This is a genomic window from Halobacillus sp. A1-3 (assembly GCF_050971765.1).
Lineage (GTDB): Bacteria > Bacillota > Bacilli > Bacillales > Halobacillaceae > Halobacillus > Halobacillus mangrovi_B.
The window spans coordinates 80,108-93,565 of sequence record NZ_JBPCEO010000007.1 but is presented as its reverse complement, the minus strand read 5'-3'; the positions used below and the strand labels follow the sequence as shown (position 1 = coordinate 93,565).

Sequence of the window (13,458 nt, the reverse complement as noted above, 5' to 3'; positions counted from 1 at the left end):
AGGAGGACTACTCGATAGAACTGGATGTACCTTTATTCGGCAGAGAGTTCTTGGACATGAATTCCTTTTATAATCTTTTAGACACATAAAAAGACCGAATGCTATCCTAAACATACGGTCTTTATCATCTAAGTTATGTTTTAATAATCAGAGGTTCCCTGTTCCCCGTTTACTATCTCGATACCAGAAGACGCTCCAATTCTAGTAGCACCAGCTTCGATCATCGCTTTTGCACCTTCGTAATCACGGACACCGCCAGAAGCCTTCACACCCATTTCAGGGCCCACTGTCTTACGCATTAAGCTTATGTCCTCAACGGTAGCTCCTCCGCCTGAGAAACCTGTGGAAGTTTTAACAAAGTCTGCTCCTGCTGCTTTAGCAAGCTCAGATGCTGTTTCTTTTTCATCCTCAGATAAAAGAGAAGTTTCGATGATCACTTTTACTAATGCTTTTCCTTGAGCTTCACGGACAACTGCTTCGATATCTTCTTTTACGACATCTGTGTTGCCAGATTTAAGTTCACCGACGTTTATGACCATATCTACTTCTGTAGCACCTTTTTCAATCGCCTGTCGTGTCTCAAAAGCTTTAGTTTCTTTAGTAGTAGCGCCTAGCGGAAAACCGATAACCGTACAAACTTTCACATCCGTATCTTTTAAAAGCTTAGAGCAATACTCTACCCAATGCGGGTTTACACATACAGAAGCAAATTGTTGCTCTTTTGCTTCTTCACAAATTTGTGTGATTTTATCTTTAGGAGTGTCAGGCTTCAATTGTGTATGATCAATCATTTTTGCTAGATTTTGTTCCATTATTTATATCTTCCCTTCGAATTAAGTTGTTCGTACATCTATTGTATCATAGCATGAAAGCGCTGAAAACGCGAACAATCTAAGCGTTCACTCTTTACATTTCTTCCAATTGATAGGAGATGCTGGACAGGAAATATAAAGGGGCTGTTTCCATTCGCAAAATCCTTGGGCCAAGCCTTACTGATGTGAAATGATTCTCTCTAAGGCACTCCACTTCCTGTTCAGAGAATCCTCCTTCTGGCCCAAACATGATCAAGACCTTATCGCCTCTTTTTACTTCCTTAAGCTTTTCAGATAGTAAATGATAACTTTTCTTTCTAGCTTCATCTTCATAGGCAAACAGACAATGATCATACTTGTAAGAAATGGAAACTAAATCAGACAGGGAATGAAGTTCATAAATTTCCGGAATGTGAATTCTTTCTGACTGCTCACTCGCTTCTTTAGCAATTTTACTTAAGCGCTGAGTCTTCTTTTCAGCTTTTTTTGGATCCCATTTGGCTACTGACCTATCCGCTTGATAAGGAATGAAGGCAAAAGCACCAAGCTCAGTACCTTTTTTCACTACCTGTTCCACCTTGTCGCCTTTTCCTAAACTCTGAACAATCGTAATGGCAGCTGGCAGCTCACTGTTTTCATTTAACCATTCTACTACTTCACACTGTACTTGATCCTCTTTCACGTTTGTGATCACACAAATGGCTGGTCCTTTTTGTGGATGAACCGCTGTCAAATGTTCCCCTTCTTTCATACGCATGACCGTATAAATATGGTGAACATCATCTCCAGTTATTTCTAGGAAGTCATATCCCCAATTTTCAGTTGCTACGAAATATCTTTGCATGATTCAATCACCTTTATTCTGGCTTTCTTGCTACAATGCTAACCCAATCTTCCATTTTATTCGTTTCTACTATCTCAAAGCCTGATTCAATCAACTGACTTCTGACTTCTTCTTTTTTACCAGCTATAATCCCTGAAGTTATAAAATAGCCCCCAGATTTAACGACACGAAAAGCGTCATCTGTAAAGCGTACAATAATCTCTGCCAGTATGTTCGAAACGATTAGATCCGCTTCCATCTCAATTCCATCAAGAAGATCATTCAGTTTAGAAGTAACTTGACCCTCTACCTGATTTAATTTTGCATTATTCATGGTACTAGTAACCGCAATATCATCTAGATCAAAAGCATAGGAATGGCTGGCTCCCAGTAATATAGATGCTACGCTCAGGATCCCTGAACCTGCACCAACATCCATTACCAGATCGTCTTTTTCTAAGTATTGTTCCAAAGCCTGAATACTAAGTACCGTTGTCGGGTGTGTACCTGTTCCGAAAGCCATTCCTGGATCCATTTCAATGATGATTTCATCACTGGAAACAGGCGTATACTCTTCCCATGTAGGGATGATGGTAATCTTCTCTGAAATTTTGACAGGCTTATAATATTTTTTCCAAGCTGTTGCCCAGTCTTCTTCATTGATTTCACTAATCGTTACATGGTTATGCCCCAAGTCGATATTAAACTCCGTCAAATGATTTACTGACTGTTTGATTTCCTCGACTGTTTCTGCTAAGAAGCTGTTGACTGGCAAATATGCTTTCACATAGACGCCTTCCTCTGGATAGTCGTCTGGATTCAATTCATAGATCTCTCCAAGGGGGGCTGTATCTCTTAATAAATCTTGCGGATCTTCAATGACAACACCACTGGCACCAGATTCATGAAGAATATTGGAGACAGGTTCAATTGCTTCATTGGTAGTATGGATACAAATTTCAGACCATTTCATTTGTGATCAACTCACTTTGCTATTTTTTTCAAAAAGAAAAGTGTCTGCACGAAGACAAGGGAATATTTAAATTCGTAAACCCCTGAGAACCGTTTCGTTGCAGACACTCTCCTCTTGCTTTTATTTATTAGTCACCTTTAAACGCACGTTTCATGCGTTCAAAGAAATTTCCATGTTGCTCGTCAGTTACTTCATTTCCACTGATATCATTAAACTCGCGTAACAGCTCTTTCTGACGATCTGTTAAATTCTTCGGTGTGATTACCTTTGTTCTAACATGCTGGTCTCCTTGACCACGGCCATGAACATTAGGAGCACCCTTATCTTTCAAACGGAATGTTTTACCTGTCTGGGTACCAGCAGGAATTTTCAACTTCACTTTGCCATGTACCGTTGGGACTTCAATCTCGTCTCCTAAAGCAGCTTGAGCGAAAGTCAACGGGATTTCACAGAAGATATGGTCTCCCTCTCGCTGGAAGAATTCGTGAGGCTGGACGCGGATGACTACGAATAGGTCACCAGCTGGACCACCATTCACACCTTCTTCTCCTTTTCCTTGTACGCGAATTTGCTGGCCATCATCAATACCTGCAGGAATATCAAGATGAATCTTCTTGCGACTCTTGACGCGTCCGTCTCCTCCGCAATTGTTACATTTATCTTTTACGATTTTACCGCTGCCTTGACAGTGATGACAAACTCTACGGTTAACTACACGACCAAATGGCGTGTTCTGTTCCTGATTGATTTGACCGCTTCCCTGACAATGCGAACATGTCTCAGGTGACGTTCCTGGTTTAGCACCAGAGCCGTCACACGTATCACAATCTTCTTCAACTGGAATCTCGATATCTGTACTCTTACCGAAAATTGCCTCTTCGAATTGAAGAGTCATCGTGTACTGAAGATCGGCACCTTTACGCGGAGCATTTGGATCGCGTCTGCGTCCGCCTCCTCCGAAGAACATATCAAAAATATCTCCGAAGCCACCAAAGTCTTCTGCTCCGCCAAAACCGCCAAAGCCTCCCTGATTCGGACCGGCATGGCCAAATTGGTCGTACTGCGCACGTTTTTGCTGATCGCTTAACGTTTCATAAGCTTCTTTAGCCTCTTTAAATTTTTCTGAGGCATTTTCTTCTTCACTGACGTCTGGGTGATATTTACGCGCCAGTTTTCGGTAAGCTTTCTTTATTTCATCCTTTGAGGCATCTTTTGAAACACCAAGAACCTCATAATAATCGCGTTTACTCACTTGTGAATCACTCTCCCGGGCGCTATTACATAACGTTTATATTACCATTCACATAAGGTTCAGGCAAATCTGTTCAAACACAGGCTTTACGTGAAAAAAGTCAAAGTCAAGAAGAACCTGACTTTGACTTTTCTTTTCTCACCTATTCTTACTTCTTATCGTCTTCGTTGACTTCTTCATAGTCAGCGTCGACAACGTCTTCTTCAGAACCGCCAGCTTCTTGACCTTGCCCGGCTTCAGCTTGGGCTTGAGCCTGCTCATAAAGCTTCACAGAAAGAGCCTGAACTTGTTCTTGAAGGGCTTCTTTCTTTTCTTTGATGGCATCAAGGTCTTCACCTTCAAGTGCTGTTTGAAGCTCTTCTTTTGCAGATTCAGCTTTTTGTTTCTCTTCTTCACTGACTTGTTCACCAAGATCTTTGATAGTCTTATCAGTTGTGAAGATCAGCTGATCTGCTTCATTGCGAAGTTCGATCGCTTCACGTTTCTTCTTGTCTTCCTCAGCATTTTCTTCTGCCTGACGTACCATTTCCTCTACTTCTTCATCAGATAAACCGGAAGAAGACTTGATGGTAATGGATTGTTCTTTGTTTGTACCCATATCTTTGGCACGAACATTTACAATACCATTTGCATCAATATCGAAGGACACTTCGATTTGTGGCACACCACGCGGTGCTGGTGGAATGTCCGTTAACTGGAAACGGCCAAGTGTCTTGTTGTCTTGTGCTAATTCACGCTCACCTTGAAGGACGTGGATGTCAACTGCTGTTTGATTGTCTGCAGCAGTAGAGAACACTTGAGAGTGACTAGTTGGAATCGTTGTATTTCGCTCAATCAATTTCGTTGTCACACCACCCATGGTTTCAATTCCTAGTGATAGTGGTGTAACGTCTAGTAGGACAACATCTTTAACGTCACCTTGAAGCACGCCACCTTGGATAGAAGCACCAAGTGCAACAACTTCATCAGGGTTTACGCCTTTAGATGGTTCTTTTCCTACTTCTTTTTTGATTGCTTCTTGAACAGCTGGGATACGAGTAGACCCACCAACTAGAAGGACTTTATGAATGTCGCTAGCGCTCATGCCAGCATCTTTCATCGCTTGACGAGTCGGCTTCATGCTTCGTTCGATCAACTCTGCAGAAAGTTCTTCGAATTTCGCACGAGTCAAGGTCATTTCAAGGTGAAGCGGTCCAGCTTCTCCAGCTGTAATAAATGGAAGTGAAATTTGCGTTTGTGCTACACCTGAAAGATCTTTCTTCGCTTTTTCAGCAGCATCTTTCAAACGCTGTTTTGCCATTTTATCTTGTGATAGATCGATGCCGTTTTCTTTTTTGAATTCTGCAACCATGTGGTCGATAATGACTTGGTCAAAATCGTCACCACCTAGACGGTTATCTCCGGCTGTGGATACTACTTCGAAAGTACCTTCACCAATGTCTAGGATGGATACGTCAAACGTACCGCCACCAAGGTCATATACAAGAATGGTTTGGTCCTGATCTTCTTTATCAATACCGTAAGCCAGTGCTGCGGCTGTTGGCTCGTTAATGATACGCTCAACTTCGAGACCAGCAATCTTACCAGCGTCTTTAGTAGCTTGACGCTCCGCATCGTTGAAGTATGCAGGAACTGTAATAACTGCTTTATCTACTGTGTCACCAAGATAGTCTTCTGCATAGCTCTTAATGTACTGAAGGATGATCGCAGAAACTTCTTGAGGTGTGTACTCTTTACCTTCAACTTCAACTTTATAATCCGTTCCCATATGACGCTTGATGGAAAGAATCGTGTTTGGGTTCGTTATTGCTTGACGCTTCGCAACCTCACCTACTTGACGCTCTCCGTTCTTAAACGCAACAGCTGATGGAGTCGTACGGTTTCCTTCCGGGTTAGGAATTACTTTCGCTTCTCCACCTTCCATTACTGCTACACAAGAGTTTGTTGTACCTAAGTCAATACCAATGATTTTACCCATGGTTAAAAATCCTCCTTTACATTCTCATCTATCATCTTTTATTGATTTACTTTTACCATAGAAGGGCGGATGACCCTATCTTTTAAGCGATACCCTTTTTGAAGTTCTTCAACCACAATATTTGAATCGTAGTTTTCATCTTCTACTTGCATGATCGCCTGGTGTAAATGTGGGTCAAATTCTTCCCCAACGGCTGGAATTTCCTCCACGCCTTCTTTATCGAGAGCTGCTCTGAATTGCTGGTAGACCATTTTCATGCCTTCTGCAAACTTTTCAGCAGCTTCTCCGTCTACTTCCACTTGCAAAGCACGGTCGAAATTATCCAGTACAGGGACTAATTCCTCAACAAGGCTTTGTGATCTATATTTCCGATCTGATTCTTTTTCCTTTTGGGTACGACGTCGGAAATTATCATAATCAGCTTGAAGACGAAGTAATCGATTATTGATCTCTTCTTTTTCTTGACGTAACTGCTCGAGTTCGTCATTACCTTCTTCAGCTGGCTTTTGTTCAGCTTCATTTTGATCAAGTTCTTCTTCAACGATTTCCTCTTGCTTGTTCTCTTCCACGACTTCCACCTCCTACTTTACCGTTACTGACTATAACATGAATGAATGCCTTAAAAAAAGCAATAGACAAAAAGAAGCGATGGGAAGAAATCCCCATCTTTGATTGTGCCGGTCATTAATACCAGCCTTGAAATGTATTCGTCATGTGCTTGGATAACACATTCATTAAAGAAAACATCCGGTTATACTCCATACGAGTCGGACCTAGCAGGGCAATTGTTCCTATTTGATCGTTTCCAAGTCTATAGCTTGCTGTAATCAAACTACAGTTTTGCATAGCGTCAAAAGGATTTTCTTGTCCGATTCTGAAATGAATCCCTTCTTCGCCTGAGCGTAATAGATCGGCCATTTCATTTTCCTGTTCAATCGTGGCATAAAGGGATCGCACCTTTTCCAAGTCTCTAAACTCAGGCTGCATGAGGATATTCGTTTTACCTCCGATATAAAGCTTCGTCGGCTGTTCATCCATTAACGCAGCCTTTAAATAAGAAAAGGCTTGTTCATGCTGTTCCGTATGAGCCTCGAGCAAATCACTTATTTCAGTAAGTAATTTTTCATGAAGCTTCACGAGCGGCACCCCTTGCAAACGGCTGTTTAAGATGTTCACCATCTTTTCAAGATCTGAAGGTTTAATCTCAACCGGAACATTAAAGGCGCGGTGTTCGACATGTCCTGTGTTTGTAACTAAGATGGCAATAGCAGATTGTTTAGTCAATGGAACGATCTGCAATTGTTTCAGTTTCGTTTCAAACACTTCAGGACCTAAAATGATGGAGGTGTAGTTCGTTAATTCTGAGAGAATTCCCGCAGATTTTTGTACGACTCGTTCAAACTCCATCATTTTATCATCGAAGGCATCACGTATGGTGCGGATTTCATCTCGTGACAGACGCAGCGGAGAAAGTAAATGATCCACATAAAAACGATATCCTTTTTCAGACGGTACTCTGCCTGAAGAAGAATGCGTTTTTTCAATGAAACCCATCTCCTCTAAATCTGCCATTTCATTTCTAATGGTTGCGGAGCTGAAAGTCACAGCATCCTTTTTTGCGATTGACCGTGAGCCTACTGGCTGTGCGGTCAGGATGAAATCATCAATTATGACTTGCAAAATGAGCAGTTGTCTTTCTGTTAACATCGATGATCACCTCTGTTAGCACTCGGTTTAACTGAGTGCTAAATCTAATAATAAATTATCAAAAGGGTATGAGGATGTCAACGGGTAAGTTCTCATTTTTAATCGTCAAGCAGAAATTCCCTGAAGACTTCATTTCCAAGGATGCGTCCCCGATCCGTCAGGCGGACCAAACCATTGTCCTCCACGATTAAATTCCTCTGTTTAAGGGTAGGAAGTGCTTCTCCAAAAACGTCTACTAACTTCCGGCCATATTTCCGTTCAAACCTTGCTTCAGACACACCTTCTGTCTTTCTTAAACCGAGGAACATTTCTTCTTCCATCTGTTCTTTTACGCCTACTGGTTCTTCATGAAGGATTGGCTGTCCATTTTCCATTGCTTGTTTTACATAAGCGGGCAATGGACGAATATTAATCGTTCTTTTCCCAGGCATATACCCGTGTGCACCGGCTCCAATACCATAATAATATTCATTATTCCAGTATGTCAGGTTGTGTTTGCTTTCAAACCCAGGCTTGGAGAAATTGCTGATCTCGTATTGATTAACTCCTTGGTCGGCTAATTTTTTCTGAAGCAGTTCATACATTTCCGCTTCATCTTCTTCTGGTGGCTTGACTAAGGTTCCTTTTTTATAGCGCTGATAGAAGATCGTTTTAGGCTCAATTTGAAGTGAATAGGAAGAATAATGAGGCAGTCCGAATTGCATAGCCTCATCGATCGTCTTCTCAAAATCACGTACTGTTTGTCCCGGCAGAGCATACATCAAATCGATACTTATATTGGATAACCCCACCTGAAGAAGACGGTCAATATTTGTGTACACGTCTTTCACCTTGTGTACACGTCCAATTTTTTCTAGCATCTCGTCATCAAACACCTGTACCCCTAATGAAATTCTATTAACACCATATGCCTTTAATAGTCTTACTTTTTCTACATCCAGATCTCCTGGATTCGCTTCAAACGTATATTCTTCGCAACCAGCAATATCAAAATGGTCGTCAATCATCTTGAGCAGTTTGTCCAGCTGACTATGATTGACAGCAGTTGGCGTTCCTCCTCCGACAAAGATGGTATTCACCTTTGCTTTATCTTCAGGAATGTAAGTATGGATCTCTCTTTCCAAGGCAACCAAATATTCGTCGGCGAGCCGCTCGTTATAAAAGAATTTCGTAAAATCACAATAATGGCAGATTTGCTGACAAAAGGGGATGTGTATATATGCGGATGGGATATTCATTGATGTTCCACCTTTCATAAGGAAAACCGCAAGAGATGAACTCCTGCGGCTTCTTGTTTTCAAAAATTTGATTAATCTTCGCTCAAGTCAAGCACTGACATGAAGGCTTCCTGAGGCACCTCAACTGATCCTACCATCTTCATGCGCTTCTTACCTTCTTTTTGTTTCTCAAGAAGTTTACGTTTCCGGGAAATGTCTCCTCCGTAACATTTGGAAAGAACATTTTTACGCATCGCTTTAATGGTACTGCGGGCCACAATTTTATTACCGATAGCCGCTTGGACAGGAACTTCAAATTGCTGTCTTGGAATCAGCTCTTTGAGTTTCTCGGCAATCAGTTTCCCTCGTTCATAAGCAAAATCACGGTGGACAATGAACGATAATGCATCGATGGTATCTCCATTTAGAAGAATATCCATTTTCACAAGGTTGGAGGTCCTGTATCCGATGAGCTCGTAATCGAATGATGCATATCCCTTTGTCTGTGACTTTAGAGAGTCAAAGAAGTCGTAGACAATCTCTGATAAAGGAATCTCGTACACTACATTCACCCGGTTATCATCCATGTACTGCATATCCATGAAGTTTCCACGTTTCCGCTGGCAAATTTCCATTACAGGCCCTACATATTCATTAGGGACCATGATGGTTGCCTTTACGTAGGGTTCTTGTACTTCTTCAAGCTTTTGGTTGTCAGGCATCATAGACGGATTATCTACGTTGGTTTCCGTACCATCTGTCAATTTCACTTTATAAATTACACTCGGTGCTGTTGTAATCAAATCGATTTTGTATTCTCTCTCAATACGTTCCTGTATGATCTCCATATGAAGCATTCCAAGGAATCCACAACGGAAACCAAACCCTAACGCTTGGGAAGTCTCCGCTTCAAATTGCAAGGAAGAATCGTTCAATTCAAGACGCTCCAAAGCATCTCTTAAATCATTGTATTTATTAGCATCTACCGGATACATACCACAGAAAACCATTGGATTTAACTTCTTATAACCAGGCAGCGGTTCTGCGGCTGGGTTGTTGGCAAGGGTGATCGTATCTCCGACCCGGCTGTCTCCTATATTTTTGATAGAAGCTGTCAAATAACCTACATCTCCGACAGTAAGTTCTTTCAAAGGCGTGGGTGTAGGTCTGAATACGCCCACCTCATTTACTTCGAACTCTTTGCCTGTTGCCATCATTTTGATCTTATCTCCAACTTTAATCGAACCTTCTCTCACACAAGTGTAGGCAATAACACCTCGGTAGGAATCGTAAAGAGAATCGAAAATCAATGCTTTAGTGGGATCCTTAACGTCACCCACTGGTGCAGGAATATCTGTCACAATCCGCTCTAAGATCTCATCAATTCCGACTCCTTCCTTCGCAGATGCTAAAATCGCATCGGAGGCATCGATCCCTATCACATCTTCTATTTCTTGTTTAATGCGTTCTGGGTCGGCCCCTGGAAGGTCAATTTTATTTATGACCGGAATAATTTCGAGATCGTTTTCCAATGCCAAATAGACATTGGCAAGAGTTTGAGCTTCAATTCCCTGTGCAGCATCTACAACTAATATAGCTCCTTCACAGGCAGCCAGGCTTCTAGACACCTCATATGTAAAATCGACGTGTCCAGGGGTGTCAATCAAGTGGAATGTATAATCTTCACCATTGTTAGCGTGATAGCTTAATTGTACAGCGTTCAGTTTTATTGTAATTCCCCGCTCACGTTCCAGATCCATTGCATCGAGGAATTGTTCTTTCATTTCCCTTTGGGTCAAAGCTTTTGTTTTTTCAAGAATACGGTCAGCTAGTGTCGATTTCCCATGATCAATATGGGCGATAATCGAAAAGTTACGTACCCTTTCTTGTTTATTTTGACTAGTCAACTTAAATCACTCCTACTAATTTCGGCACAGATCGCTAGCCTGATTATAGCAATAGAAGCGCCATTATTCAATGTTTAGAACAAAGCACTTGCAGATTTTATGCCGCCCCTGAATGAATGATCTCTGATAAAACTAATAGAATGCCGTTGAAGGTTGCAGCAACACCTTCTCCAATTCCTCCGGCTATCTCTACAATCCATGGATAGTCTGTATTCTCTGTAACTGGTCTGCAATCATCTGCAGAGGAGGCTTCTTCTTGTTCTTTTTCTTGAACTTTGACAGCAGGGGTGATCTCCTCTAGTTTTTCATTATTTTTATCGATGCCATAGAAAGCACCTGAAATGAATAGTGCTGCACCAATAATCAACCCGATCAACCATTTCAGCATAACCCTTCCTCCTTAGTCCGCTGAAACTTTTTCATCTTCGAAATAGTACTCACTGAACACTTCTGCCATAACATCCGCTGATCGGTACAATTCATCCAAGTGGTTATAGACTCCTCCAAATTCTATCAGGATTGCATTGGAGCTTATGTCCTGGTTATACACCCCATCGACGCCTGATCCTTTCTTCGTGATAACCCCCCTGCTAAGTCCGGGATATTTATCTTCAAGCCGCTTGTGCATCTCTGAAGCGAGCTTAAGGTTTTCTTCATAGTTTTCATTTTCTGCTCCAATAACGAAAATGGTTCGACCATAATCCTTCCCATTGATAGTAATCGTTGTTTTGTCTCTTGGTAAACTGTCTCTATGCAAATCAAAGAAGTAAGTCAAAGATTTATTTTGAGCCAATGCTTCCTTAACTACAGGTCTCATTGCTTCATAAGATTGATAATGCTTCATACCATTTTCTTTTAAAATACTTGCTACATCTGTTTGGTCAACCGTCGCTCCAATTCCTTTTTCCTCCAGGCTTTGAGCCAATCTTTCACCTACTAATGAGATATTTACTTTTCCATCGTAGGCTGTAGATTTATCTGGTAGGTGAGGGTAAAAAGATTCTGTATTATGGGTTTGATAAATAAATACTTTGTCTTCCAATGTATTGTCACTTGGTTCTTTCTGCTTTTCTTGAACTTCTCCTTTTTCTCCTTTGTCCTCAACATCTAAAGGTGGCTCTGACTCTATTGGAAGGGTCGAAAAATCGGTTCCTTTACCGGCAATAATAATTTGACTGTTATAAGAATATAGCCCTGGAATCTCTCTGCCTAATAGACTTCTTGGATCATTGGGAGTCAAGCTTGTCAACAACTGGAAAGATAATGTGGTAAAACTTGGCAATTGGTTTCCTTCTGGATGAGCATCAGCATAAAGTCTGTTTTCCATTTCAAATAAATAAATGAACGAACTTCCTTTCAGTTTTGTCGTCCATTCTTGAATCGTATCTGAATATATTCTATAGGTGGTTTTTGCGCCAGTCAGGATGCCAATACCTATAAACAGCAATAGTAATATAACGGTGGCTAAACCTAACCATTTGGACCAAAGCTTAAAAGGATTGGAGCGCTTACCTTTCCATTTTTTATACTTAGGCATTAAAAAATCCTCTCCTCATACGAACTCTATCTAGTAAATCGTATGAGTGAGAGAATTTTAATAGAACAACTCTATAGTATTTTATTTACTTATCGTGAATAGGATTGAGCTTCTCCATCTTCAACCCCGGGATGAAGCGCACCATTGATCCCTGTGGCTATAACGTGAGCCATATCCTTAATAAACCCGTCCACTTCCTTTGGTGTAACCATTAGGTTGTGCCCCAGTGGGGTAAGTACTTCTTTTATAAGCTGTTTCTTTTCAGCCTCCTGAAGCTGACCAAACATACCGAGGACAGCCTTACTCTGTTCTTCCGATGGATGATCTTCTTCTGTCAGCGTTTTTCTCTCAAATGGATTAAGAGCAGGTGATAGAGCGTTAGAAGGACGGTCTTTTTCTTTCCATTCCCTTCCAAAGTGTTTGAGCACATAATCAATCGTGTCACTTGTTATGGTGACGGCATCGACAACCGTAGGAACACCGATGGAAATAACCGGAATGCCGTAAGTCTCTTTGCTGATCTCTTTACGCTTGTTCCCAACACCTGACCCAGGGTGGATACCAGTATCGGATAGCTGGATAGTAGCATTGATTCGGCTGATCGATCGAGAAGCAAGGGCATCGATGACCACTACAAAATCAGGCTTGATTTCTTCAATGATCCCGTGAACCATGTCGCTTGTCTCAATTCCAGTTACCCCCATGACACCAGGTGTGACAGCTGATACCGGACGATATCCATCTGCAACGGTCTCAGGATGCAATTCGAATAGGTGACTTGTTACCAGTACTTTTTCGGTAACCAAAGGACCCAAAGCATCAGGTGTAACGTTGTGATTTCCCAGTCCCACAATCAACCCACGAGCTTCTTCATTTACTCCTGTATCCAGAAGCAGTTTACGCAGCTGGCCGGAAAGAGTTTTAGCCAAGTTGGCTTGAAGTTCTGTATCCTGCTTACGAATGGCCTGTGATTCGAGAGTAATGTAGTGACCAGCTTTTTTGCCAATACGCTCCGCTCCTGCTTCATCTACAGTGACATAGGTGATTTTAATATCGTTCTTCTCATTTTCCTCTACTTCTACCCCGTCGGAGTCAGAAGAAGAAGGGTCATTTTTTACATTCATTTCTTGAGCTTCTAAAGCTAAATCTGTACGTATGGTATAGTTGAATAAATCGTCCATTTCATTCACCTTCCTTAAGCCCATCTTCTCCCATTCTCGATTAAACTATGCAAAATACAGAGTATGAATGA

General features: G+C 41.5%; 12 protein-coding genes. All 12 read right to left on the bottom strand.

Annotated elements, in window-relative coordinates; genetic code table 11:
* Nucleotides 1-140: 140 nt before the first annotated feature.
* The 12 genes from deoC to gpr all read right to left on the bottom strand — a co-directional run bounded on the left by deoC (nt 141) and on the right by gpr (nt 13,387).
* Nucleotides 141-812 (bottom strand): deoxyribose-phosphate aldolase, encoded by a 672-nt coding sequence (gene deoC / locus ACRYKC_RS13320; protein WP_433807221.1) that lies wholly within the window; start codon nt 810-812, stop codon nt 141-143.
* Between the two features lie 94 nt (nt 813-906).
* Nucleotides 907-1,656 carry a 16S rRNA (uracil(1498)-N(3))-methyltransferase gene (locus ACRYKC_RS13315; protein ID WP_433807220.1) on the bottom strand — a complete coding sequence of 250 codons (750 nt, stop codon included), beginning with the start codon at nt 1,654-1,656 and terminating at the stop codon, nt 907-909.
* 13 nt (nt 1,657-1,669) lie between these two features.
* Nucleotides 1,670-2,608, bottom strand: coding sequence for a 50S ribosomal protein L11 methyltransferase (gene prmA, locus ACRYKC_RS13310; RefSeq protein WP_433807219.1), 939 nt, complete (start codon nt 2,606-2,608; stop codon nt 1,670-1,672).
* Nucleotides 2,609-2,735: 127 nt separating this feature from the next.
* Nucleotides 2,736-3,860 (bottom strand): molecular chaperone DnaJ, encoded by a 1,125-nt coding sequence (dnaJ, locus tag ACRYKC_RS13305; RefSeq protein WP_433807218.1) that lies wholly within the window; start codon nt 3,858-3,860, stop codon nt 2,736-2,738.
* Nucleotides 3,861-4,008: 148 nt separating this feature from the next.
* Nucleotides 4,009-5,838 (bottom strand): molecular chaperone DnaK, encoded by a 1,830-nt coding sequence (gene dnaK, locus ACRYKC_RS13300; protein ID WP_433807217.1) that lies wholly within the window; start codon nt 5,836-5,838, stop codon nt 4,009-4,011.
* A 38-nt stretch (nt 5,839-5,876) separates the two neighbouring features.
* The gene (gene grpE, locus ACRYKC_RS13295; protein ID WP_433807216.1) at nt 5,877-6,407 is read right to left on the bottom strand and encodes a nucleotide exchange factor GrpE; all 531 of its coding nucleotides are present in this window, start codon (nt 6,405-6,407) and stop codon (nt 5,877-5,879) included.
* 115 nt (nt 6,408-6,522) lie between these two features.
* The gene (gene hrcA / locus ACRYKC_RS13290; protein ID WP_433807215.1) at nt 6,523-7,545 is read right to left on the bottom strand and encodes a heat-inducible transcriptional repressor HrcA; all 1,023 of its coding nucleotides are present in this window, start codon (nt 7,543-7,545) and stop codon (nt 6,523-6,525) included.
* A gap of 98 nt (nt 7,546-7,643) precedes the next feature.
* A complete protein-coding gene (gene hemW / locus ACRYKC_RS13285; RefSeq protein WP_433807214.1) occupies nt 7,644-8,783 on the bottom strand; it encodes a radical SAM family heme chaperone HemW in 1,140 nt (379 codons plus the stop codon).
* 71 nt (nt 8,784-8,854) lie between these two features.
* Nucleotides 8,855-10,669 carry a translation elongation factor 4 gene (lepA, locus tag ACRYKC_RS13280; protein WP_433807213.1) on the bottom strand — a complete coding sequence of 605 codons (1,815 nt, stop codon included), beginning with the start codon at nt 10,667-10,669 and terminating at the stop codon, nt 8,855-8,857.
* Between the two features lie 97 nt (nt 10,670-10,766).
* On the bottom strand, nt 10,767-11,057 hold the full coding sequence (locus tag ACRYKC_RS13275) for a hypothetical protein (protein ID WP_433807212.1): 291 nt from the start codon (nt 11,055-11,057) through the stop codon (nt 10,767-10,769).
* Nucleotides 11,058-11,069: 12 nt separating this feature from the next.
* Entirely contained in the window at nt 11,070-12,206 is a 1,137-nt protein-coding gene (gene spoIIP / locus ACRYKC_RS13270) for a stage II sporulation protein P (RefSeq protein ID WP_433807211.1), read from the bottom strand.
* 89 nt (nt 12,207-12,295) lie between these two features.
* The gene (gpr, locus tag ACRYKC_RS13265; RefSeq protein ID WP_433807210.1) at nt 12,296-13,387 is read right to left on the bottom strand and encodes a GPR endopeptidase; all 1,092 of its coding nucleotides are present in this window, start codon (nt 13,385-13,387) and stop codon (nt 12,296-12,298) included.
* Between the last annotated feature and the right edge of the window lie 71 nt (nt 13,388-13,458).

What these genes read in the sequence shown, in the direction of transcription:
- deoC (WP_433807221.1), bottom strand. Translation starts at nt 812, where the DNA reads ATGGAACAAAATCTAGCAAAAATGATTGATCATACACAATTGAAGCCT.
- ACRYKC_RS13315 (WP_433807220.1), bottom strand. Translation starts at nt 1,656, where the DNA reads ATGCAAAGATATTTCGTAGCAACTGAAAATTGGGGATATGACTTCCTA.
- prmA (WP_433807219.1), bottom strand. Translation starts at nt 2,608, where the DNA reads ATGAAATGGTCTGAAATTTGTATCCATACTACCAATGAAGCAATTGAA.
- dnaK (WP_433807217.1), bottom strand. Translation starts at nt 5,838, where the DNA reads ATGGGTAAAATCATTGGTATTGACTTAGGTACAACAAACTCTTGTGTA.
- hrcA (WP_433807215.1), bottom strand. Translation starts at nt 7,545, where the DNA reads ATGTTAACAGAAAGACAACTGCTCATTTTGCAAGTCATAATTGATGAT.
- hemW (WP_433807214.1), bottom strand. Translation starts at nt 8,783, where the DNA reads ATGAATATCCCATCCGCATATATACACATCCCCTTTTGTCAGCAAATC.
- ACRYKC_RS13275 (WP_433807212.1), bottom strand. Translation starts at nt 11,057, where the DNA reads ATGCTGAAATGGTTGATCGGGTTGATTATTGGTGCAGCACTATTCATT.
- spoIIP (WP_433807211.1), bottom strand. Translation starts at nt 12,206, where the DNA reads ATGCCTAAGTATAAAAAATGGAAAGGTAAGCGCTCCAATCCTTTTAAG.
- gpr (WP_433807210.1), bottom strand. Translation starts at nt 13,387, where the DNA reads ATGGACGATTTATTCAACTATACCATACGTACAGATTTAGCTTTAGAA.